The following is an 18,592-nucleotide window of genomic DNA, read 5'->3' on the forward strand; positions in this document are numbered from 1 at the left end:
GCGGCCGGCGCGGCTGAACGACCCTGAACGGAGGTGGACGTGGCAGATGATCCGCAGGAGAAGGCCAAGCTCGTCGAGGAGATCATCGAGGTCATTGCGGCGGAAGGGATGGTCGATCGCACCAAGGTGACGCCGGACGCGACCATCGAGAGCCTCGACCTCAAATCCGTCGACATCGTCATGATCCTCACCGCCCTCGAGGAAAAGTTCAACGTCTACATTCCGATGGACGGCTCGCTGCAGGACGCCAAGACGGTGGAGGCGCTGATCGACGCCATCGCCGAATATGTAATGAAAGAGCGAGAGAAGCAGTAAATGGCCGCTTCCGGGGGCGCCGGCGAGCGTCGCGTGGTGATTTCCGGCATGGGGGCGGTTTCGGCGGCCGGCGTCGGCGCCGGGGCGCTGTGGACGGCGGCGCGTGACGGGATCTCGCAGGTCCGGCCGCTGGTGACGCCGCATCCTTATGACGGGCGCGTGAAATTCGCCGCGCAAGTCCCCGATTTCGATCCGGCCGCCCATATCGACGCGAAGTTCCTGCCCTTCTGCGATCCGTTCACGCAATTCGCGCTGGTCTCCGCCGACGAGGCGGTGGCGCAGTCGGGCTTGACGCGCGACGACCTCGCCGGCCCCCGCACGGCCGTCATCATCGGCTCCGGCATCGGCGGGATGACGACGATCGACAACGGCCTCTACCGCTATTACACGCAGTCGATCCGTCCCGACATGCTGAGCGTTCCGCGCCTCATTCCGAGCGCCGCGCCGACGACGCTCGGCATGCGCTATTCCTGCAACGGTCCGACCTTTTCCATGGGCAGCGCCTGCTCCTCGGCGAGCCAGGCGGTGGGGCTCGGCGCGCAGATGATCCGTTTCGGCCTCGTCGACCGCGCCATCGTCGGCGGCGCCGAGGCTTGCGTCATCAACGGCACGATCCGCGCCTGGGAGGGGCTGCGCGTGCTGACGCCCGACCTCTGCCGGCCTTTCTCCAAGGGCCGCAACGGCATGCACCTCGGCGAGGGCGCCGCGGTCTTCCTGCTGGAGACGCTGCAGGCGGCCGAGAAGCGCGGCCATGAGCCGCTGTGCGAGGTCGCAGGCTTCGGCACGACCAGCGACGCCAAGGATTTCGTGCGCCCCGATCTCGACGGCGTCGCCAATTCGATCCTCGCGGCGCTCGACGACGCGGGCCTGTCCCCGGACGACATCGACTATGTGAATGCGCATGGCACGGCGACCCACGCCAACGACATTACGGAGGCGGCCGCGATCGTGAGGGTTTTCGGCGAGCGCGCGTCGCGGCTGCCGGTCTCATCGACCAAGCCGATCCACGGCCATGCGCTCGGCGCGAGCTCGGGGCTCGAGCTCGTCGCGACCGTCGCCGCGCTCCGCGAGGAGATCGCGCCGCCGACGATCAATTTCCTCGAATATGATCCGCGCTGCCCGATCGACGCCGTGCCCAACGAGGCGCGGCGGATGCGCATGCGCGTCGCCATGACCAATTCCTTCGCCTTCGGCGGCATCAATGTGGTGCTGATCGTGCGCGCGCTCGACAGCGGAGGCGCGCATGTCCGCTGAGACCATGGACGGCGACATCCGCCTCGGCCCGTTCCGCGTCGTCGCAGACGCGGAGCGCGTCGCCCGCTATCGGCGCGAGACCGGTTTTGGGGATGCGCTCGAGCAGATCGTGCCCGTCGCCTTTCCCGCCGTGTGGATGACGACCTCCGAAATCGGCGAGGCGATCCGCGCCGCGCTCGCCGGCGAGAATGCGCTTCCCGTCCACGAGTCGCAGAGTTTCCGCTATTTCGCGCCGCTCCGCGTCGGCGAAAGCTATGATCTCACCGTCTCGCTGCGGCGCGAGGCGAGCCCGTCGCGGCTCGCCGTGAACGCCCATGTCGCGACGCCCGGCGGCGAGGCGCGGCTCCACGCCGAGACGCTGCTGCGCATCGTGCCCCGCCCGGCGGGGCTGGAGGGCGCGCCGTGAGCGGCCTGCGCCTGCCGTCCGTCGGCGAGCGCCTGCCCGAATGGCGCATCGGTCCCTTCGACGCCACGGCGCTCGAAGCTTATGCGGCCGTCTCCGGCGACGACAATCCCATCCATCTCGACGATGCGCTGGCGCAAGCTATCGGCTTTCGCGCGCCGCCCGTTCATGGCATGAAGCTGCTGGCGGCTTTCGAGCCCATGCTCCTCGCATGGCGGCGAGATCTCTTTCTCGCGCGATTGTCCGGCAAATTCGTGCAGCCGGTGACGCGCGGCGAGACGGTGACGCTGACCGGCCGCGTGCTGCGGGCGTCCGAGCGGGAGGGGGTGTTCTTGCGGCTTCTGGCCAGCGGCGAGCAGCGCGCGCCGGCGATCGTCGGCGAGGCGCTGATGATGGCGCCGAAGCGGGCGGGCGGACGATGAAGACGCGGCGCGTCCTCATCACCGGCGCGTCGAGCGGCATCGGCCGCGCGGTGGCGCTCGGCTATGCGCGCGAGGGGCGCAGCCTCGCGCTCTATGGGCGCGACGCCGGACGGCTCGCCGAGACGGCGGCGGCTTGCCGCGCCGCCGGCGCCGATGTCGACACGACCATCGCCGATGTGCGCGACCGCCGCGCCATGGCGGATCGCATCGCGGAGTCCGATGCGCGTGCGCCGCTCGATCTCGTGATCGCCAACGCCGGCGTCTCGACCGGCCTCGCCTCGGGGCAGATCGCCGAAGATCCGGACGCCGTGCGCGGCCTGCTGGCGATCAATGTCCATGGCGTGTTCAACACGGTGGAGCCGGCCGTCGCCGCGATGACGGCGCGGCGGCGGGGCCAGATCGCCGTCGTCGGCTCCATGGCGGGCCTCCGCGGTCTTCCCTATTCGCCGGCCTATTGCGCGAGCAAGGCGGCCGTGCATCTTTATGCGGATTCGCTTCGCGGCGCGCTCGCGCCGCACGGCGTGCATGTCAGTCTCATCGTGCCGGGCTTCGTGACGACGCCGATGACGGCCAAGCTCGAGGCCTGGCAGCCGGGCCGAGTCGGCGACGCGAAGGCGGCGGAGATCATCATCCGCGGATTGGAGCGCCGCGCGGCGGTGATCGCCTTTCCGCTGTTTATTTATTATGCGATGAAATTGTTCGCGTGGCTGCCGCCGGGCGCGGTCGATTCGGTGATGCGCCGTTTCGACGTGACCGTGCCGCAAACCCATGAGCGGGAGGAGCCGTGATCGACAGATTCGCATTGCCGCTCGTTTTGTTCTGCGCGGTTTTCTGGGCGAGTTCCGTCGGTCTGCTCATCCTTTCCGTCATCGCGGCCATCATCCATCCCCGGGTGGTCGCACGGCGAGGAACCCGCGAGGATCAGCCGCCCGTCTCGATCGTCCTGCCGGTGAAGATGCTCGAGCAGGGCTTCGTGCGGGCGCAGGAATCGGCGCTGGCCCAGCGCTATCCGCAATTCGAGGCGATCGCCTCGGCGACAGAGGCCGCGTCGCCGGCCGTATCGGCGATGGGCGAGATTTTCGCGCGCTATCCGCATGTTCCGTCGCGCATCCTGCATTCGACGGCGCGATTTGCGGCGAGCCCCAAGGTCGACAATCTGTTCCGGCCGGTCGACGAAGCCGAGAACGACGTGATCCTGATGAAGGATTCCAACGTCGTCCTCGAGCCGGACGATCTCGCCGAGGCCATGCGCCATCTGAAACAGGGGATCGGCATGGTTTGCGCCATCCCCTATGCCGCCGCGCCGGCCAATTTCGCCGCTCATGTCGAGGCGGCAATCCTGAATGGGCCGCATCAGCGCATGCTGTTCGCCGCCTCGGTCGGCAGCCATGGCTTCGGCGTCGGCAAGATCATGCTGTTCCGCCGCAGCGATTTTCTGCGCGCCGGCGGCTTCGCGGCCATCGCGCATACGGTCGGCGAGGACAATGCGACGGCCAAAGCGCTGAGGCGGATCGGACTCAAGACCGTCTTTTCGCATCGTCTGGTGCGCCAGGAACTCGGGCTCCGTCGGTTCCGCGATGTGTATGAGCGCCAGCTGCGATGGAGCGTCGTGCGCCGCGACGACGAACTCCTGTCCTTCCTCGCGGAGCCGTTCTGCCAGGCGCTGCCCTCCTTTGCGGCGTCGCTGGTCGTCGCGCCGCTCGCCGGGCTCACGCCCCTCTACGGCCTCGCCGCGACATTCTCCCTGTGGCTGACCCTCGAGATGCTGCTTTCCATCGCCAAGGGCTGGCGGCTATCTTGGGCGGCGCCCGGCATATTTCTGGTTCGTGAGGCGACGATGCTCGCCGTGTGGCTCCACGCCTGGACCGCCACCAGGGTGGTCTGGGCGCAGGCGACGATCGACACGCGCTCCGCGGGCGGAGAGACGGCCGCGCCGGCCCGGCGTCCCGTGGCGAAAGAAGAAGGATAAGGCGCTTGATCATCGCACTTCTGCAGTTTCTCGCCGATAGCGTCTGCCTCGCGGCGGCGCTGGTCCTGATCCTGATCGGCGCGGGCTTCATCGCGATCATCGCCCGCTTTCTGTTCGATCAGCTGCGCGGCGTGAAGGACCGCCGAGCGGTCGCGCTCCCCGACGCCGAGCTGCCGCATGTGCTGCTGCAGATACCGGTGTTCAACGAGCCGGCGGTGACCGAGCAGGCGCTGCGCTGCGTCGCGCAGCTCGATTGGCCGCGCGACCGGCTGCATATCCAGCTGCTCGACGATTCCACCGACGAGACGCCCGAGCGCGCCGAAGCGGTGGCGCGCGAGCTGCGGGCCGAGGGCGCCGATATTCTTCATGTCCGCCGCGAGGACCGCTCCGGGTTCAAGGCGGGCGCCTGCGCGGCGGGTCTCGCTCTCTTTGACGCGCCCTATGTCGCCATGCTCGACGCCGATTTCCGGCCGCCGCCGGAGTGGCTGAAGCGCACCGTGCCGCTGCTGGTGACGGACGCCCGCGCCGGCTTCGTGCAGTCTCGCTGCGAATTCGCCAATTTCCGCAAGAATTGGCTGACTCGCGCGCAAGGCCTCGTGCAGGACGGCCATTTCCTCATCGAGCAGCGCACGCGCGCCCGCGCCGGCTGGCTGTTCCAGTTCAACGGCACGGGCGGGATCTGGCGCCGCGAGACGATCGAGACGGTCGGCGGCTGGTCGGATTATTCTTTGTGCGAGGATCTCGATCTCACCGTGCGGGCCGCGCTCGGCGGCTGGCATGGCATATTCGTCACCGAGCCGCCGATCCCCGGCCAGGTGCCGGAGGAGCTGCGCGACTTCCGCCGGCAGCAGCGGCGCTGGTCCAACGGCTTCGTGCAAGTGGCGCAGAAGACGCTGCTGCCGCTCTGGCGCGCGCCCTGGACGCTGACCGAGCGCGTCGCGGCGATCATGCTGATCGTGCATCAGATCTTCTTCCCGACGGCGGCGATCGGCCTCATCGCCTTCGTGCTCGGCGCTCTGATGCGCGGCTCGATCCTGCCCTATCTGCCGATACTGAAATTCATCGGGATCGAGACGGCGATCGTCGTCATCGGCTTTACTCTGCCGCCCTATCTCGCGCTGAAGCGCGGCTCGCTCGTCGACTATGTGAAAACGATGCTGTCGGTGCCGCCTTTGATGATCTATCTCGCCTTCTCCAATGGCGCGAAGATCCTGCAGACCATGCGCGGGCGCAAATCGACCTTCAAGCGCACGCCCAAGATCGAGCATGCGCCGGCCGCCCAGGCCCAGGTTCGCGAGGCGGAGTGAGCCTCTGCGTCGGGAGCGTCCCTCGTCGACGAAACATATTTTCGCAAAGCAAATTCTAATCGTCGAGCGCCCCGACGCCCCTTGATCCGGTCAGCGACATGGGTTAACGGTACGTAGGCGAACGGTATAATACGGGTCCTATGCTTGTGGAGGCGAGGCGTGTTAGAAAAGATTGGTCTTCCCAATTACCAGACGATTTCCAAGCCGGACCCAGTCGTTATTCGATATCTTTCCGAATCTAGAGATCGCGCGCCCGACAAGCATGACGTTGTTTTCTACGAGATCGGCGTCGGCATCGGCGCCACCACCCAGGCGGTGGCGAAAATCATGGACAACCTCGGTCAGATTTATCTCTTCAGCCGCGATAAGGACGTGAAGGAGCTGACGAGTGATCTCAACGGTCTCGGCTATACGAATGTGAACGGGGAATGGGGCTCGCCGCCCGGCGTGTTTTCGGGATATCATTTCCAGCTGGCGTTGGGTTTCGCGGAGAAAAAGCTGCCGGCTTTCGATCTGGCCTATGTGGACGGAGGCCATCTCTTTCATCTCGACGCCCCCGCCGCCTGCATTCTCAAGGAGCTGTGCAAGCCGGGCGGCTACCTGCTGTTCGACGACTGGTCCTGGTCGATGGCGAAGTCGCCGTCGCGAAACCCGGCTGTTCGTCCGCAGACGCTGAAAGAATACGACCCGATCCAGATCCAGGTCGCGCATGTGAAGCTCGTATGCAACACCATCATGGATTCCGACGCTCGGTTCCAGTTCCACGGCATCGAGAACGGAACGGCGATCTATCAGCGAAAGCTCTAGAAGGCTCGCGAGCCTGATGCGGGCGTCGGCGGTGGCGAACCGCCCGTGCGCGGTTTTCCCCTATTCGCCCTTTCCCCGCGCGCTCTCGTGCCAGCGGCGCAGGCTCAGATGCGTCAGCGCGGTCAGCGCCGCATAGATCACGACGCCCGCCGCCGAGACCAGCGCCAGCGCTGCGAACATGCGCGGAATGTCGAGCCGATAGCCCGCCTCCGAGATGCGGAAGGCGAGGCCGGCGCCTCGTCCCGCCGCGCCCGCGGCGAGCTCTGCGGCGATGGCGCCGATCAGCGACAGCCCACCGCCGATGCGCAGCCCCGTGAGAAATTGCGGCAGCGCCGCCGGCGCGCGCAAGAGGACCAGCTTTTGCCAGGGCGAGGCGCGATAGAGATCGAAGAGCTCGACCAGCGCGCGGTCGACCGAGGCGAGGCCGAGCGAGGCGTTGGCGAGAATGGGAAAGAAGGCGACGAGAAAAGCGCAGACCAGCACCGCGCGCGCCGGCTCGAGATAGACGAGCAGCAGCGGCGCGACGGCGATGATCGGCGTCACCTGCAGCACGATGGCGAAGGGCATGATCGCCCTCTCGAGCCAGCGCGAGCGCGAGATCAGCAGCGCCAGCGCGACGCCGCCGATGGTCGCGAGCGAGAGCGCTTCCAGCGCCGTCGTCAGCGTCACCAGCAGAGCCGAGAAGAGGATCTCGCGATCCTTCGCCAGCGTCTCGGCGACGAGGCTCGGCGCCGGCAGGACATAGGTCGGTATGGCGAAGGCGCGCACCGCCGCCTCCCAGGCCGCGAGCGCGCAGGCGAGCACAGCGAGCGGCAGCAGCGCGTCGCGGGCGTTCCCGTTCTTCACAGAAGCTCTCCCGAAGCGCTGCGCAGAGCCGCGGAGGCGCGCCGGCAGAGCTGCGCGAAGGGCGCGCTCGCGCGGAACTCCTCGTCGCGCTCGACGGATGCGTCGATCTCGATCTCGTCGACGACGGCGGCGCCGCGCACGGCGAGCGCGAGAATGCGCGTCGAGAGATAGACGCTCTCATAAACCGAATGGGTGACGAAGACGACCGTCGTCCCGAGCTCGCGCTTCAGCGCCAGCAGATCGTCGTTGAGCCTGAAGCGCGTCACCTCGTCGAGCGCGGCGAAGGGCTCGTCCATCAGCAACAGCTTCGGCCGCGTCACCAGCGCGCGGGCGATCGCCGTGCGCATCTTCATGCCGCCGGAGAGCTCGCGGGGCAGGGCGCTCTCGAAATCGCCGAGGCCGACTTGGCGCAGCGCCTCGCGCACGCGTAGGCGCGCCGCTTCGCGCGCGACGCCGGAAAGGCGCAGCGGCAGATAGACATTGGCGAAGACATCGGCCCAGGGCAGCAGCGTCGGCTCTTGAAAAACGAAGCCGATCGACCGCGCCTCCGTCGCGTCGCGCCAGACGATGCGCCCGCCGCTCGGCTCGGCGAGACCGGCGATGAGCCGCAGCGCCGTCGACTTGCCGCAACCGGACGGCCCGAGCAGCGTCAGAAACTCGCCCTCGCGCAGATCGAGATCGAAGTCTCGGAGCGCCGTGACGCCATTGGCGTAGGCCTTGCCGATCCCGCGCAGCGAGACGAGGGCCGCAGCCGGCGCCGCGACGCAAATCGTCACGGCGCGCTCGCCGCCCGGGCCGGCCGCAGCTCGAGACCGACTTTCTTGTTCACGAAGCGCGTCGTATAGCCTTTCGCAATGTCGAGATCGGCGGGGAACACGCCGGCCTTCGCCATCTTGTCGAAGAAGCTGCGCACGCGCGCGTCGGTCATCGCGCCGATTCCGAGGTCGAGCGAATCGCCGGAGTCGACGATGCCGCGCTCCTTCAGCTTGGCGAGAGAATAGGCGAGCTGGCCCTCGGACATTTCGGGATTGTCCTTGCGGATCGCGGCGTTCGCGGCGGAATTGTCACCGTAGAGATAATGATACCAGCCGATGATCGACGCGTCGACGAAGCGTTGAACGAGATCGGCCTTCGCGGCGATCGTCTCCGCGTGCGTCTCGATCGTCGTCGAATAGCTGTCGTAGCCGTAATCGGCGAGCAGGAAGACATTCGGCGCGAAGCCGCCCTGCCGCGCGATCTCGAAAGGCTCGGAGGTGAGATAGCCCTGCTGAATGGATTTCCTGTCGGCGAGGAACGGCGCCGAGTTGAATGTGTAGGGCTTGATCTTCTCTTCCTTGAAGCCGTGCGTCTGCTTCAGCCATTGGAAGACCGAGACCAGATTGTCGTTGCCGACGAAGGCGGTCGCCTGCGGCAGATCCTCGAAACGATCGAAGCCTTGGCCCGGATGCGACATGAAGATGATCGGGTCTTTCTGGAACATGCTGGCGACGGCGACGATCGGCGCTTTCTGTTGCACGGCGGAGAAGGTCTGGATGAGATTGGCGCCCATGCAGAAGTCGACGCGGCCGGCGGCGAGCAGCAGCCGCGCGTTGGACTGCGGGCCGCCCTGCACGATGGCGACGTCGAGCCCATATCTGGCGTAGGTGCCGTCGACGAGCGCCTGATAGAAGCCGCCGTGCTCGGCCTGCGCCCGCCAATTGGTGGCGAAGGACACTTTGTCGAGCGCCGCGGCGGGACGCATGGCGAAGACCAAGGCGGCGGCCAGAAATACGAAACGAGCGGCGACGCGGCTCGGCATGGATCGGAACTCCTCTGCTAGGCGCCTTTTGTCGCGAGTTCCGGGCGGCGGCGCAAGGGGAGGCGCCCGCGGGCGCGAGCGCGGCGGTTGTAAGCATAGCCGGCTATCTGCCGGGGGCTGCTTCAGCTACGACAAGGTTCGAGGGGCGGGTTATGGAACGATCAATGGTGCATGATTTTATAGGTGCGACCATGGAGCGATCACCTTTCTGCCCGTCGTGGCTCATACAAAAATAAATTGCTAGCCTGAACTAGCACAAACTATTGTCGGCCCGATAGGATGCTTTGACACTGAGCAGAAGGCGTCCAAATATGGCAACATACACGCAAATCACAGATTGGGTGCGATCCAAGCATGGGCGTACGCCCAAGCCATGCCATATCGCACATGTTAAGGCTGAGCACGGTCTAACCCGTGGCGTGGCTCATAATAGGCAGAATTCAGCACGGCGCGTGTGTCCATGCCCCGCTCCGATGTGGCCGCATATCGAATCTGCCCTCAAGCACTTCGGCATGATTTAAAGTTTAAATTTACCCGCTACCGGAAATCGACCGCGGGAGCCGAGGTCGATTTCCTTCTGGCTGTCGATTTCCTCCCGCCTTGTGGTGGGCGCGCTTTTCCCTATAGTCCGCCGCTCACGAAAGGCGAAGGCGAGATGACGGCGAGTTTACGCATCGGCACGCGCGGCAGTCCGCTCGCCCTGGCGCAGACGCACGAAGCGCGGCGGCTGCTGGCGGCGGCGCTCGGCGTCGCCGAGGAGACGTTGCCGATCGAGGTCATCCGCACCACCGGCGACATGATCCAGGACCGGGCCTTGGCCGAATCGGGCGGCAAGGGGCTCTTCACCAAGGAGCTGGACATTGCGCTCGCCGAAGGGCGGATCGACCTCGCCGTGCATTCGTCCAAGGATCTGCCGACCCATTTGCCGCCGGAGATCGCCATCGCCGGCTTCCTGCCGCGCGAGGATGTGCGCGACGCCTGGATCGGCCGCGGCGGCGCGAGCCTCGCCGATCTGCCGAAGGGCGCCGTGGTCGGCACCGCGTCGCTGCGGCGCGGCGCGCAGGTCAGGCGCCTGCGGCCGGACGTGTCGGTCACGCTGCTGCGCGGCAATGTTGAGACGCGGCTGCGCAAGGTGGAGAGCGGCGAGGTCGACGGCACGCTGCTGGCGCTCGCCGGGCTGAAGCGCCTCGGCCTCGAGGGTCGCGCCACCGACGTTCTGCCGATCGAGGATTTCCTGCCCGCCGCCGGCCAGGGCGCGATCGCCGTGACCAAGCGCGCCGGCGACGCCCGCGTGCGCGAGGCGCTGGCGCCGATCCTGGACGCCGCGACCGGAGCGGCGCTCGCGGCGGAGCGCGCCTTTCTCACCGTGCTCGACGGCTCCTGCCGCACGCCGATCGCCGCCCATGCCCGGCTCGACGGCGAGACGCTCGACTTCCACGGCCTCGTGCTACGCGCCGACGGTTCCGAGGTCTATGAGGCGCGCCGGCGCGGGCCCGCGATCGACGCGGCGCTCCTCGGCGACGACGCGGCGAATGAAATTCTGCTGCGCCTGCCGCATGGCGTCGCGGGCCTTTCGTGAGCCGCGTGCTCGTCACGCGCGCGCGGGACGACGCCGAACGCACGGCGGAAGAGCTGCGGCGCCTCGGCCATGAGCCGGTCGTCGCGCCGGCGACCGAGATCGTCGCGACCGGCGCGGCGATCCCGCGCGAAAAATTCGACGCCGCGCTGGCGACGAGCGCGCGGGCGCTTCGCCATGCGAGCGAGGACGTCGCGACTCTCGCCGACACGCCTTTCTTCGTGGTGGGTGCGAAAACCGCCGAGGCCGCGCGCGCGAGGGGCCTGGATGTGGAGGCGCGCGCGCCGGACGTCGCCGCGCTGATCGCGCTGCTGCGCGAGCGCTTCGCCTCGCCGCGGCGCTTCCTCTATCTCGCCGGCCGCGACCGCAAGGACGCGCTGGAGGATTTTTTGCGCGCGGGCGGGCATGAGGCGACGGTGGTCGAGACCTATCGCGCGCAAGCGGTCGAGGCTCTGCCGGAGGTGGCGCTCGCGGCGCTGTCGCGCGGCGACATCGACGTCGTGCTGCATTATTCGGCGCGCAGCGCGGCGCTCTTTCTGGCGCTGACGAAGGGGCGCGTCGAGCCGCGCCGCATCGTCGAGATCGCGCATCTCGTCTTGTCGGAAGATGTCGCGCGCGTGCTGCGGGAGGCGGGCTGCGCCGACCTGCGCGTGGCGCCGGCGCCGAGCGAACACGGCGTTCTTCGCGTCCTCGAGAAGGACTGCGGGACGAATGCGCGGGTCGTCGACGGAAGCGCCGGCCGCGGCTGACCTCGAATTCATCGACGAATTCGATGGACGCGCAGATCGGGAGGCGGCGTCTTTCCGACGCGGTCGCCTCGCCACGCAATCACGAGCCGTTCGGTTTTCGCAACGAAGCCGATCGATGGTCGGTCGCTGGTCTCCGGGAATCAGAAGCGCGGTTCCGAAGGAAGACTGCGCCAGAGAGGCGTCACGATGACGTGCGTGATCGGCTCCTCCGATTGCGTGTCCCGATCGCGTGGACGCGCGCCATTCGCCTGATCGATGAAGGGTAAGCGCCGTTGTCGTCCCATTGCCGCTGGAATGGAAGAATAGCTTGCAATTCGTTGCGACAAGGCATTGCAAGCCTTTGGCGCAAAGCTTTGTCAGCGATTGGTTCAGCGCAATGGTGAGCGATCAGGCGGCTGGCGTCGGCGACGAGGATTTGAAGGCCCAGGGCATCAGCTCGTCGATGCGCGACTGCGGATGGCCATCGGCGATCGCCTCGAGCGTCGCCTTCATCCAGGCATAGGGATCGACGCTGTTCAACTTGCATGTCGCAATGAGCGAAGCGAGACGTGACCAGGAACGTCCACCTTCATCGTGCCCCGCGAATAACGCATTCTTGCGCGTGAGAGTCAGCGGCCGAATCTGATTTTCGACGAGGTTGGTGTCCATCTCGACGCGTCCATCGTCGAGGAACAGGGTCAGCCCGGCCCAATGATTCAGAAGATAGGCGACCGCCTTGCCCATGTCGCTGCGGCCGGAGAGGCGAGCGGCCTGGGCGCGCAAAAACTCTTCGAGCTCGACGACAAGAGGCCGCGACCGCTCGGCGCGAACGCTCTGCCGGATCGGCGCCTCTTTGCCCCGGATGTCCGCCTCGATCGCATAGAGCGCGGCGATGCGCGCCAGGATCGCCTCGGCGATGGGCGAGCCCGCTTTCGGCGTGGCGGCGATGATCTCGCGCCTGCCATGGCTCCAACACCAGGCGAGCCGCAGTGGGGCGCCACCTTTGCGCTCGGCGCGCGCCAGACGATGATAGCCGCCATAGCCGTCGACCTGGAGAACGCCGTCGAATCCTTCGAGCATCCGCTCGGCGTGCTCGCCGCTGCGACCCGGCGCGTAATGATAGACCACGATCGGCGGATCGGCGCCGCCGTGCCCGCGGTCGTCGCGCAGAACCGCCCAGAGATAGCCAGTTTTCGTCCGGCCGCGGCCGGGATCGAGAACCGGCGCCCGAGTCTCGTCCATGAATAGACGGCCGGACAGCTTCATCAGCGCGCTCATGCGCTCGACGATCGGCGCGAGGTGGAAGGCCGTCGTTCCCATCCAATCGGCCAGAACGGCGCGGTCGAGCATGATCCTGTGGCGCGCGAAGACCTGCGATTGACGGTAGAGCGGCATGTGCTCGCTGAACTTGGCGACCGCCACTTGCGCCAGCAGCGCCTCGGTGGGAACGCCGCCCTCGATCAGATGCGCAGGAGCCGGCGCCTGGGCGACGCCCGCGCATCCTGTCGGACAGGCGTAGCGGGGCCGCACGGTCTCGATGACGCGATATTGCGCCGGCGTCACGTCGAGGCGGCTGGAGCGGTCCTCGCCGATCCGAACCATCAGGCCGCAGCCGCAGGGACAGGCGAGGCTTTCTGGCTCGATCACGCGCTCGACGCGCGGCAGATGAGCAGGAAAGGCGCGCGCGGCGCGGGCGGCGCGCTCCCTGGTCGCCGGGCGCCCCGAGCGGCGCGCGCGATCGTCTTCCCGCTCCTGGACTTCGGCAATGGCGATCTCGATATCTTCCAGAACGAGCTGTAACTGATCGGGATCGAGTTTCTCCGAACGCTTGCCGAAACGCGCGCGTTCATATTCCTTGACGAGCAATTGCAGACGTTCGACCGTCTCCTTCGACGCTGCGAGCTCGCTCTCGGTGTGAAGGCGCGCGGCGAGCTCATGATCGGCGCGGATGCGTTCGGCTTCGAGCATGGCGCGCTGAGCTTCGAACAATGCGCGTAGTTCGGCAGGCAGCTCTGCGAGTCTGGAGGGATCGAAGCTCGGCGTCACGTCGGCGAATCTATCGCAAGCGAGGCGCCGAATGAAGCCGAAGTTGCGATCAGTTCGCCGCGGTCGGCGTCGCCACGATCCGCTCGCCGACGCGCTTCCAGTTGAGCCCGTCGAATAGAGCTTCGAATTGCACCCGGCTCAATTGCAGGACGCCGTCGCTGATCTGCGGCCAAGAAAAGCGGCTATCGCCGAGACGCTTGTAGACGAGCACGAGTCCGGTTCCGTCCCACAGCAAAATCTTCAAGCGATCCATTCGCTTCGAGCGGAACACGACGATGAGCCCGGAATGCGGATCGAGTCCGAGCTTGTTTTGCACGAGAGCGGCCAGCGCGTCATGCCCGCAGCGGAAATCGACGGGACGCACGGCGAGCACGATCCGCAACCCTTGCGACGGAATGATCACGCGCCGCGCTCCAGCGCCGTCATGATCTCGGCGATGCGCGTCGACGCGGTGTCCTGATCCAGCCGTAACACGACCTTGCCGACGACGATCTCGATCTTCGCATCGCTCTCGTTACGAACGGAGGGCTGCTCGAGCTCGATCTCCACGAACTCCGCGGGACCGTCGGTCACCAGCGCGAGCCGCCCGGTGCGCGCCTGGCGGCGCCACTGCGTCAATTGCTGCGCGCATATCCGATATTTGCGGGCCACGTCGGCGACGCGCGCTCCAGGCGCGAGACTCTCTCGTACGATCCGGCCCTTCAGCTCCTTCGACCACAGCCGATTGCCCGAACGTGAACGACGAAAATCCACACGTCCGACAAATCCTGCGCCAAAAGCCGTTTCGATCGTCGCATTCTCGTTCATCTTCGGATCCTTCCAGAGACATGGCTGTCCCTCAGAAGAATCTCACATCCGAAAATCCTTCCGAACCCGAAGAATCAATGGGGTCGCAACGGCGCTTACGATGAAGGGCTCACCATGTCTTGCGCAACCCGCCCAGGAACTGTCGCTCTGTTCCGTATTGGCAGTAGAAGCCATATGTGCAGCTCGTGTAGTAATTCCTGTCGAACAGGTTCTTGATATCGAGGGTCGCGATCACGCCTTTCAGGAGCGGGTTCAGAGCTTCCAACTCGTAGCGCAAAGAGAGATCCACGACCTCATAGCCGTCCTTCAGCACCTTGTCGGCGTCCTCGGCATAGCTCGGTCCGACGAAGCGCAGGCCGCCGCCGGCCGTGAGGCCGCGCAGGGCGTCGCCGTCGAATTTGTAATTTGCCCAGATCGACGAAAAATATCCGGGCGCGGCCTGCGGACGCTTGCCGACAGCGGTCGGATCATTCGATTTCGTGACCTCCGTGTCGAGCAAGGCGAGCGCGGCGATCAGTTCGAGATCGCGCGTCATATTGCCCCGCGCCTCGAATTCGAGGCCCCGTGAGCCGATTTGGCCGGTCTGCACATTGAAGCCGGGAATGGGGCCGGGCGTCGGCACATTGTCCTGCCGGATGTCGAACGCCGAGACGGTCAGCAAAGCGTCGGACCAGGGCGGTTGATACTTGACGCCGATCTCGAACTGTCTGGCCTTCGTCGGGACGAACGTCTTTCCCTGTGCGTCGACGCCTGTCACGGGCTCGAACGAGGTCGAATAGCTCGCATAGGGAGCGAGGCCGTTTTCGAAGAGATAGAGGAGACCCGCGCGATAGGTCATCGCCGAAGAGGACTGGCTGGAGCGTGTCCCGCCTTTGAGGCGGTCTTCCGTCTCCTGTGTCGTCCAGTCGCGACGAATGCCCAAAGTGACGCGCCAATTGCCGAGGGAGAGCTGGTCCTGCAGATAGGCTCCCGTTCGCTCGACGTCTTGAGTGTTGTCGTAGGCGGTAAAGAGCGGGACGACCGGCGTTCCGTAGATCGGATTCGTCACGTCGAGACCGGATGGGAGACCGATATGATAGGCAAAGTCGCTCGTGAACCATTGATGGTCGACGCCGGCCGACAATTTATGATCGAGCGGCCCCGTTCCAAATGTGAACGCCGCCTGATTATCCGTGGCGAGCCCATGAGCTCGCTCGATCGAATTGGCGGCGATGCGCGGAATGACGCCGTCCGGCCCCATCGGCCCGGCCATCTGGATACCCCTGAGCTCGCTCGATACGTCGCCATATCGGGCGGTCGAGCGGAACTCGAGCCAATCGCTGAAGCGATGCTCGAAGCTGTAGCCGATATTCCACTGCGTTCGCTGGTAGCGTTCGTAATTCGGGTCCCCGATATCGAGATTCCATCCCAGGAAGGAACGATATTGCGGGGGAGCGAGGAAAGTTCCGTACAGCGAGTTGAAGTATCCGCCCCGCGGGTCTCTCTGATAATATCCTCGCAGGGTGAAACGCGTATCGGCGTCCGGCCGCCACGTCAACGCCGGCGCGACCGCGAATCGCTGCTCATCGACATTTTCGTAGCGCGTGCCGGATTGCCGGCCAATCGTGGACAGGCCGTATTGCCAAACGCCCTGCTCGTCGAATGCGCCTCGCGTCGCAAAGCCTCCCTGTATCCGACCATGCGAACCGCCCTCGATGCGGAGTTCGTTGTAAGGATCGGCGCTCGTCTCCCTGCTGATCTGGGTCACGATTCCTCCAGGGCTGATTTGGCCATAGAGCAGCGACGAAGGTCCCTTGAGCACCTCGATCCGGTCGAGGAGAAAAGGATCGATCTGAAATTGCGCAAAGGCCTGCCCGCGAGGCAGGCGCAACCCGTCGAGAAAGCCTACGAACGCGGTGGAGAGCCCAAATCCGCCAAATCCGCGGATGAACAAGCTGTCGTAACGATTGGTCGCATCGGGATCGGACAGGACGCCGGCTGTATAGCGGAGCGCATGACCGACAGTCTGGGGGTTTTGATCGTCGATCTGCTTACGCGTGACGACGGAAACGGATTGAGGCGTTTCGATCGTCGGAGTGTCGGTCTTCGTCGTGGATGTCGAACGCTTCGCCAGAATGCCGTCGCCTGCTCCGTCCTTCGCTTTCGCCGCTCCGACATCGATCATATCCAGAACCGTCGGCTCTTCGGCCTGCGCCATCCCGCCGAAGGACAGCGCAAATGCCGCCGTGCTCCATAAAATGGCTGCCCGACCACTGATCGTCATTGTGGCGCTCCCCGACACTAATGCGGATTGAACTGTGTCGATAGGGAGTTAGCAATAACGGGACGTTATCGTCCAGATAAATTCGATCGAGTCCTCGGCCCGGCGGCCGGCGGCGACGCATAACTATACGATTGCGTTTGGTTCTTTGCTTCATTAGAAAATCTGTAAAGATTAGGCTGATTGGGACCGACCTCGGAGGCAGGCGGATCGTGAGACGGAAGACCGAAGGGAAGTCGAACAGAGGCGCGGGCGCTTCGGACTCCCGAGGCGCCGCGAAAAGCGCTCGGCCGCGACCGCATCGCGGCGGGCGCCCGACGAAGCACGCTTCGGAAGAACTCGGTCGACGCATCCTCGACGTATCGGCGGCTCTTTTTGCATCACAGGGATTTGCTGCGACGTCGATGGAGCAGGTCGCCGCGGAATGCAACGTCGGCAAGGATACTGTTTATCGTCGATATCCTTCGAAGGCGGCCTTGTTCACGGCGATGATGGAGCAGTTCCGAACACAGGTCATCCGAGATCTCGACGAGAGCATGAAGGAGGAAGGCGCTCCGCTGGATAATCTGCGTCGCTACGCGAGGTTGCTTCTCTCCATCAATCTGCGCCCGCAACTCCTGTCCCTCAATCGCGTGGCCCTCGGCGAAGCCGTGGCGTTGGGAGGGATGCGGCCGACCCCGGCCGAGAATGATCCATTCATGGTGCGTTTCGCAGCTCTGGTAAGCGAAGCGCAGAGGGACGGATGCATGAGAAAAGGCGATCCGCTGTTCATCGCGGAACAGCTCCTCTACTCGACATCGATCAAGCCGATGATTGCCGCAATGCTCGGGACAGAGCGCTTCTCCGATCCGACGGAGCAGGATCGGTATTTCGATCACGCTTGGAATCTGTTCATGACCGGAGCGGCGCCGCCGGATCGGCATTCGCCGCCCGGTTCGAGCTATGCGTCGTGCGAGGAGACGGCGGGCGTGGGCCCGTAAGAGAATGATGTCCGCTCGACGGTCTAATGATAAATTGCGTCAGGCGGACTGCCTCGGAACTCTTCGAAAGAGCTTGATGGTGCCAAGAGAGACATCTAATTGGCGATCTAAGGCGTTGCTTTATAGTCTATTTTTTGGAAGGCCGCTTTTCTCGCACCCCCAGAAATACCCCCAAATCGCAACGCTGCCCCTCTCGGCCCTCCCGACGCCCCAGTGGGGTGACGCTCGGCAGTTCGGCCGATCGTCGTCGGGCCGGTTGCGCTCAACCGTCGCTGCGCCGCTCTTGTCGAGCATAGCGTGCCGGGAGCCGCCCGGCTCGGCTCACTTCGGCCCTGGCGATGAAACGCTGAGGATTTGCTCGACGCGCCGAATGCGCTGCTCGAGGTCACAAAGGCGCACGCCGTGTCCGATCGCCGTCGCATGGCAATCTGCCAGGGCGCGCGCCAGTTCGTCGATTTCCTCGACTACGCGTTTCTGCGTCCCGCGGAGCTGAGCGCAGAGTTCTTCCATTCCCCTCAGGCGGGAGTCGAAAGCCCCGGCGAAACGTTCGAAGCGGCCACTCGCGTTGTCGAGCTTCGACTCCATCCGGCGCAGCAATCGCAGCACTTCGGTTTCCGTTTCGGCGTCGCTCACGGCTCGCCCTCGTTCAGTCGTCGACAGGCTCGGCGGTTCATCCGCCGTTCGATGGTTCGGCCATGGTTCGACGGCTTGTCCATCAAACGGCAGTTGGTCCGCCTTTCGATGGCTCGGCCATGGTTCGATAGCACATCCGACGGTTCGAACTCCCAAAAGGAGTCCATTCGCGTCGTCGGCAATCGGGCGGAGTCCATTTTCCGATCGGCGGCCATCGGGCCGTTAGGGTCCCCCTTTTTCGGAATCGGGCGGCGGGGCGGGCGCTGAGCCCCGGAGCGACATCTTGTCGAGCGGCCTTTATCATGCCTATTTCCACAAAATTTAGATGTGGAATTTTTCCGGTTCGGCCCTTTATCGATCTTCGGAGTCCGAGTGCCATCGCATTCAAAGCCGGTAGCGCTGTTGCACTGGCGGATATGCCGAAGGCGCGCCACTCGGGTA

The 18,592-nt window shown here is 65.3% G+C and carries 19 protein-coding genes; 11 read left to right on the forward strand and 8 right to left on the reverse strand.

The window, feature by feature from the left end:
- Window positions 1–39 precede the first annotated feature (39 nt).
- The 8 genes from AC6IW9_RS12825 to AC6IW9_RS12860 all read left to right on the forward strand — a co-directional run bounded on the left by AC6IW9_RS12825 (window position 40) and on the right by AC6IW9_RS12860 (window position 6,477).
- On the forward strand, window positions 40–315 hold the full coding sequence (locus AC6IW9_RS12825; RefSeq protein ID WP_497764105.1) for an acyl carrier protein: 276 nt from the start codon (window positions 40–42) through the stop codon (window positions 313–315).
- Window positions 316–1,569 (forward strand): beta-ketoacyl-[acyl-carrier-protein] synthase family protein, encoded by a 1,254-nt coding sequence (locus tag AC6IW9_RS12830; RefSeq protein ID WP_497764106.1) that lies wholly within the window; start codon window positions 316–318, stop codon window positions 1,567–1,569.
- Window positions 1,559–1,975 (forward strand): hypothetical protein, encoded by a 417-nt coding sequence (locus AC6IW9_RS12835; protein ID WP_497764107.1) that lies wholly within the window; start codon window positions 1,559–1,561, stop codon window positions 1,973–1,975. The genes AC6IW9_RS12830 and AC6IW9_RS12835 overlap by 11 nt, the downstream gene beginning before the upstream one ends.
- Window positions 1,972–2,394, forward strand: a complete 423-nt coding sequence (locus tag AC6IW9_RS12840) for a MaoC family dehydratase (protein ID WP_497764108.1) — start codon at window positions 1,972–1,974, stop codon at window positions 2,392–2,394. Before AC6IW9_RS12835 ends, AC6IW9_RS12840 begins: the two co-directional genes overlap by 4 nt.
- Window positions 2,391–3,182 carry an SDR family NAD(P)-dependent oxidoreductase gene (locus AC6IW9_RS12845; protein WP_497764109.1) on the forward strand — a complete coding sequence of 264 codons (792 nt, stop codon included), beginning with the start codon at window positions 2,391–2,393 and terminating at the stop codon, window positions 3,180–3,182. Before AC6IW9_RS12840 ends, AC6IW9_RS12845 begins: the two co-directional genes overlap by 4 nt.
- Window positions 3,179–4,363 (forward strand): glycosyltransferase, encoded by a 1,185-nt coding sequence (locus tag AC6IW9_RS12850; protein ID WP_497764110.1) that lies wholly within the window; start codon window positions 3,179–3,181, stop codon window positions 4,361–4,363. The genes AC6IW9_RS12845 and AC6IW9_RS12850 overlap by 4 nt, the downstream gene beginning before the upstream one ends.
- 5 nt (window positions 4,364–4,368) lie before the next feature.
- Window positions 4,369–5,670, forward strand: a complete 1,302-nt coding sequence (locus AC6IW9_RS12855) for a glycosyltransferase family 2 protein (RefSeq protein WP_497764111.1) — start codon at window positions 4,369–4,371, stop codon at window positions 5,668–5,670.
- A 159-nt stretch (window positions 5,671–5,829) separates the two neighbouring features.
- Complete coding sequence (locus tag AC6IW9_RS12860; RefSeq protein WP_497764112.1) at window positions 5,830–6,477, forward strand: class I SAM-dependent methyltransferase; 648 nt, start codon at window positions 5,830–5,832, stop codon at window positions 6,475–6,477.
- A 60-nt stretch (window positions 6,478–6,537) separates the two neighbouring features.
- Here the strand turns inward: AC6IW9_RS12860 and AC6IW9_RS12865 are convergent, their stop codons facing one another.
- The 3 genes from AC6IW9_RS12865 to AC6IW9_RS12875 are packed head-to-tail and all read right to left on the reverse strand — an operon-like array spanning window position 6,538 to window position 9,121.
- Window positions 6,538–7,323 (reverse strand): ABC transporter permease, encoded by a 786-nt coding sequence (locus AC6IW9_RS12865; RefSeq protein WP_497764113.1) that lies wholly within the window; start codon window positions 7,321–7,323, stop codon window positions 6,538–6,540.
- Window positions 7,320–8,099: an ABC transporter ATP-binding protein gene (locus AC6IW9_RS12870; protein WP_497764114.1), complete on the reverse strand. Its 780-nt coding sequence runs from the start codon at window positions 8,097–8,099 to the stop codon at window positions 7,320–7,322. Before AC6IW9_RS12870 ends, AC6IW9_RS12865 begins: the two co-directional genes overlap by 4 nt.
- Window positions 8,096–9,121, reverse strand: coding sequence for an ABC transporter substrate-binding protein (locus AC6IW9_RS12875; protein WP_497764115.1), 1,026 nt, complete (start codon window positions 9,119–9,121; stop codon window positions 8,096–8,098). Before AC6IW9_RS12875 ends, AC6IW9_RS12870 begins: the two co-directional genes overlap by 4 nt.
- 655 nt (window positions 9,122–9,776) lie before the next feature.
- Here AC6IW9_RS12875 and hemC point away from each other — a divergent pair.
- Both hemC and AC6IW9_RS12885 read left to right on the forward strand, forming a co-directional pair.
- A complete protein-coding gene (gene hemC / locus AC6IW9_RS12880) occupies window positions 9,777–10,700 on the forward strand; it encodes a hydroxymethylbilane synthase (RefSeq protein WP_497764116.1) in 924 nt (307 codons plus the stop codon).
- Window positions 10,697–11,446 carry a uroporphyrinogen-III synthase gene (locus AC6IW9_RS12885; RefSeq protein WP_497764117.1) on the forward strand — a complete coding sequence of 250 codons (750 nt, stop codon included), beginning with the start codon at window positions 10,697–10,699 and terminating at the stop codon, window positions 11,444–11,446. The genes hemC and AC6IW9_RS12885 overlap by 4 nt, the downstream gene beginning before the upstream one ends.
- Window positions 11,447–11,833: 387 nt before the next feature.
- Here the strand turns inward: AC6IW9_RS12885 and tnpC are convergent, their stop codons facing one another.
- The 4 genes from tnpC to AC6IW9_RS12905 all read right to left on the reverse strand — a co-directional run bounded on the left by tnpC (window position 11,834) and on the right by AC6IW9_RS12905 (window position 16,541).
- Entirely contained in the window at window positions 11,834–13,471 is a 1,638-nt protein-coding gene (gene tnpC, locus AC6IW9_RS12890; protein WP_497763766.1) for an IS66 family transposase, read from the reverse strand.
- A 49-nt stretch (window positions 13,472–13,520) separates the two neighbouring features.
- Window positions 13,521–13,874: an IS66 family insertion sequence element accessory protein TnpB gene (gene tnpB / locus AC6IW9_RS12895; protein WP_497763765.1), complete on the reverse strand. Its 354-nt coding sequence runs from the start codon at window positions 13,872–13,874 to the stop codon at window positions 13,521–13,523.
- Complete coding sequence (gene tnpA / locus AC6IW9_RS12900; RefSeq protein WP_497763764.1) at window positions 13,871–14,278, reverse strand: IS66-like element accessory protein TnpA; 408 nt, start codon at window positions 14,276–14,278, stop codon at window positions 13,871–13,873. The genes tnpB and tnpA overlap by 4 nt, the downstream gene beginning before the upstream one ends.
- Before the next feature lie 109 nt (window positions 14,279–14,387).
- Window positions 14,388–16,541 carry a TonB-dependent siderophore receptor gene (locus AC6IW9_RS12905; protein ID WP_497764118.1) on the reverse strand — a complete coding sequence of 718 codons (2,154 nt, stop codon included), beginning with the start codon at window positions 16,539–16,541 and terminating at the stop codon, window positions 14,388–14,390.
- Between the two features lie 209 nt (window positions 16,542–16,750).
- Here AC6IW9_RS12905 and AC6IW9_RS12910 point away from each other — a divergent pair, with 209 nt between their 5' ends.
- Window positions 16,751–17,518: a TetR/AcrR family transcriptional regulator gene (locus tag AC6IW9_RS12910; protein ID WP_497764119.1), complete on the forward strand. Its 768-nt coding sequence runs from the start codon at window positions 16,751–16,753 to the stop codon at window positions 17,516–17,518.
- A 321-nt stretch (window positions 17,519–17,839) separates the two neighbouring features.
- Here the strand turns inward: AC6IW9_RS12910 and AC6IW9_RS12915 are convergent, their stop codons facing one another.
- Window positions 17,840–18,151 (reverse strand): hypothetical protein, encoded by a 312-nt coding sequence (locus tag AC6IW9_RS12915; protein ID WP_497764120.1) that lies wholly within the window; start codon window positions 18,149–18,151, stop codon window positions 17,840–17,842.
- Between the last annotated feature and the right edge of the window lie 441 nt (window positions 18,152–18,592).

This window comes from Methylosinus sp. shoA (assembly GCF_059718125.1).

Excerpts from the sequence above, each read along its gene's own strand:
- tnpA (WP_497763764.1), bottom strand. The coding sequence starts at position 14,278 with ATGAACGAGAATGCGACGATCGAAACGGCTTTTGGCGCAGGATTTGTC.
- AC6IW9_RS12875 (WP_497764115.1), bottom strand. The coding sequence starts at position 9,121 with ATGCCGAGCCGCGTCGCCGCTCGTTTCGTATTTCTGGCCGCCGCCTTG.
- hemC (WP_497764116.1), top strand. The coding sequence starts at position 9,777 with ATGACGGCGAGTTTACGCATCGGCACGCGCGGCAGTCCGCTCGCCCTG.
- AC6IW9_RS12905 (WP_497764118.1), bottom strand. The coding sequence starts at position 16,541 with ATGACGATCAGTGGTCGGGCAGCCATTTTATGGAGCACGGCGGCATTT.
- AC6IW9_RS12845 (WP_497764109.1), top strand. The coding sequence starts at position 2,391 with ATGAAGACGCGGCGCGTCCTCATCACCGGCGCGTCGAGCGGCATCGGC.
- AC6IW9_RS12830 (WP_497764106.1), top strand. The coding sequence starts at position 316 with ATGGCCGCTTCCGGGGGCGCCGGCGAGCGTCGCGTGGTGATTTCCGGC.
- AC6IW9_RS12835 (WP_497764107.1), top strand. The coding sequence starts at position 1,559 with ATGTCCGCTGAGACCATGGACGGCGACATCCGCCTCGGCCCGTTCCGC.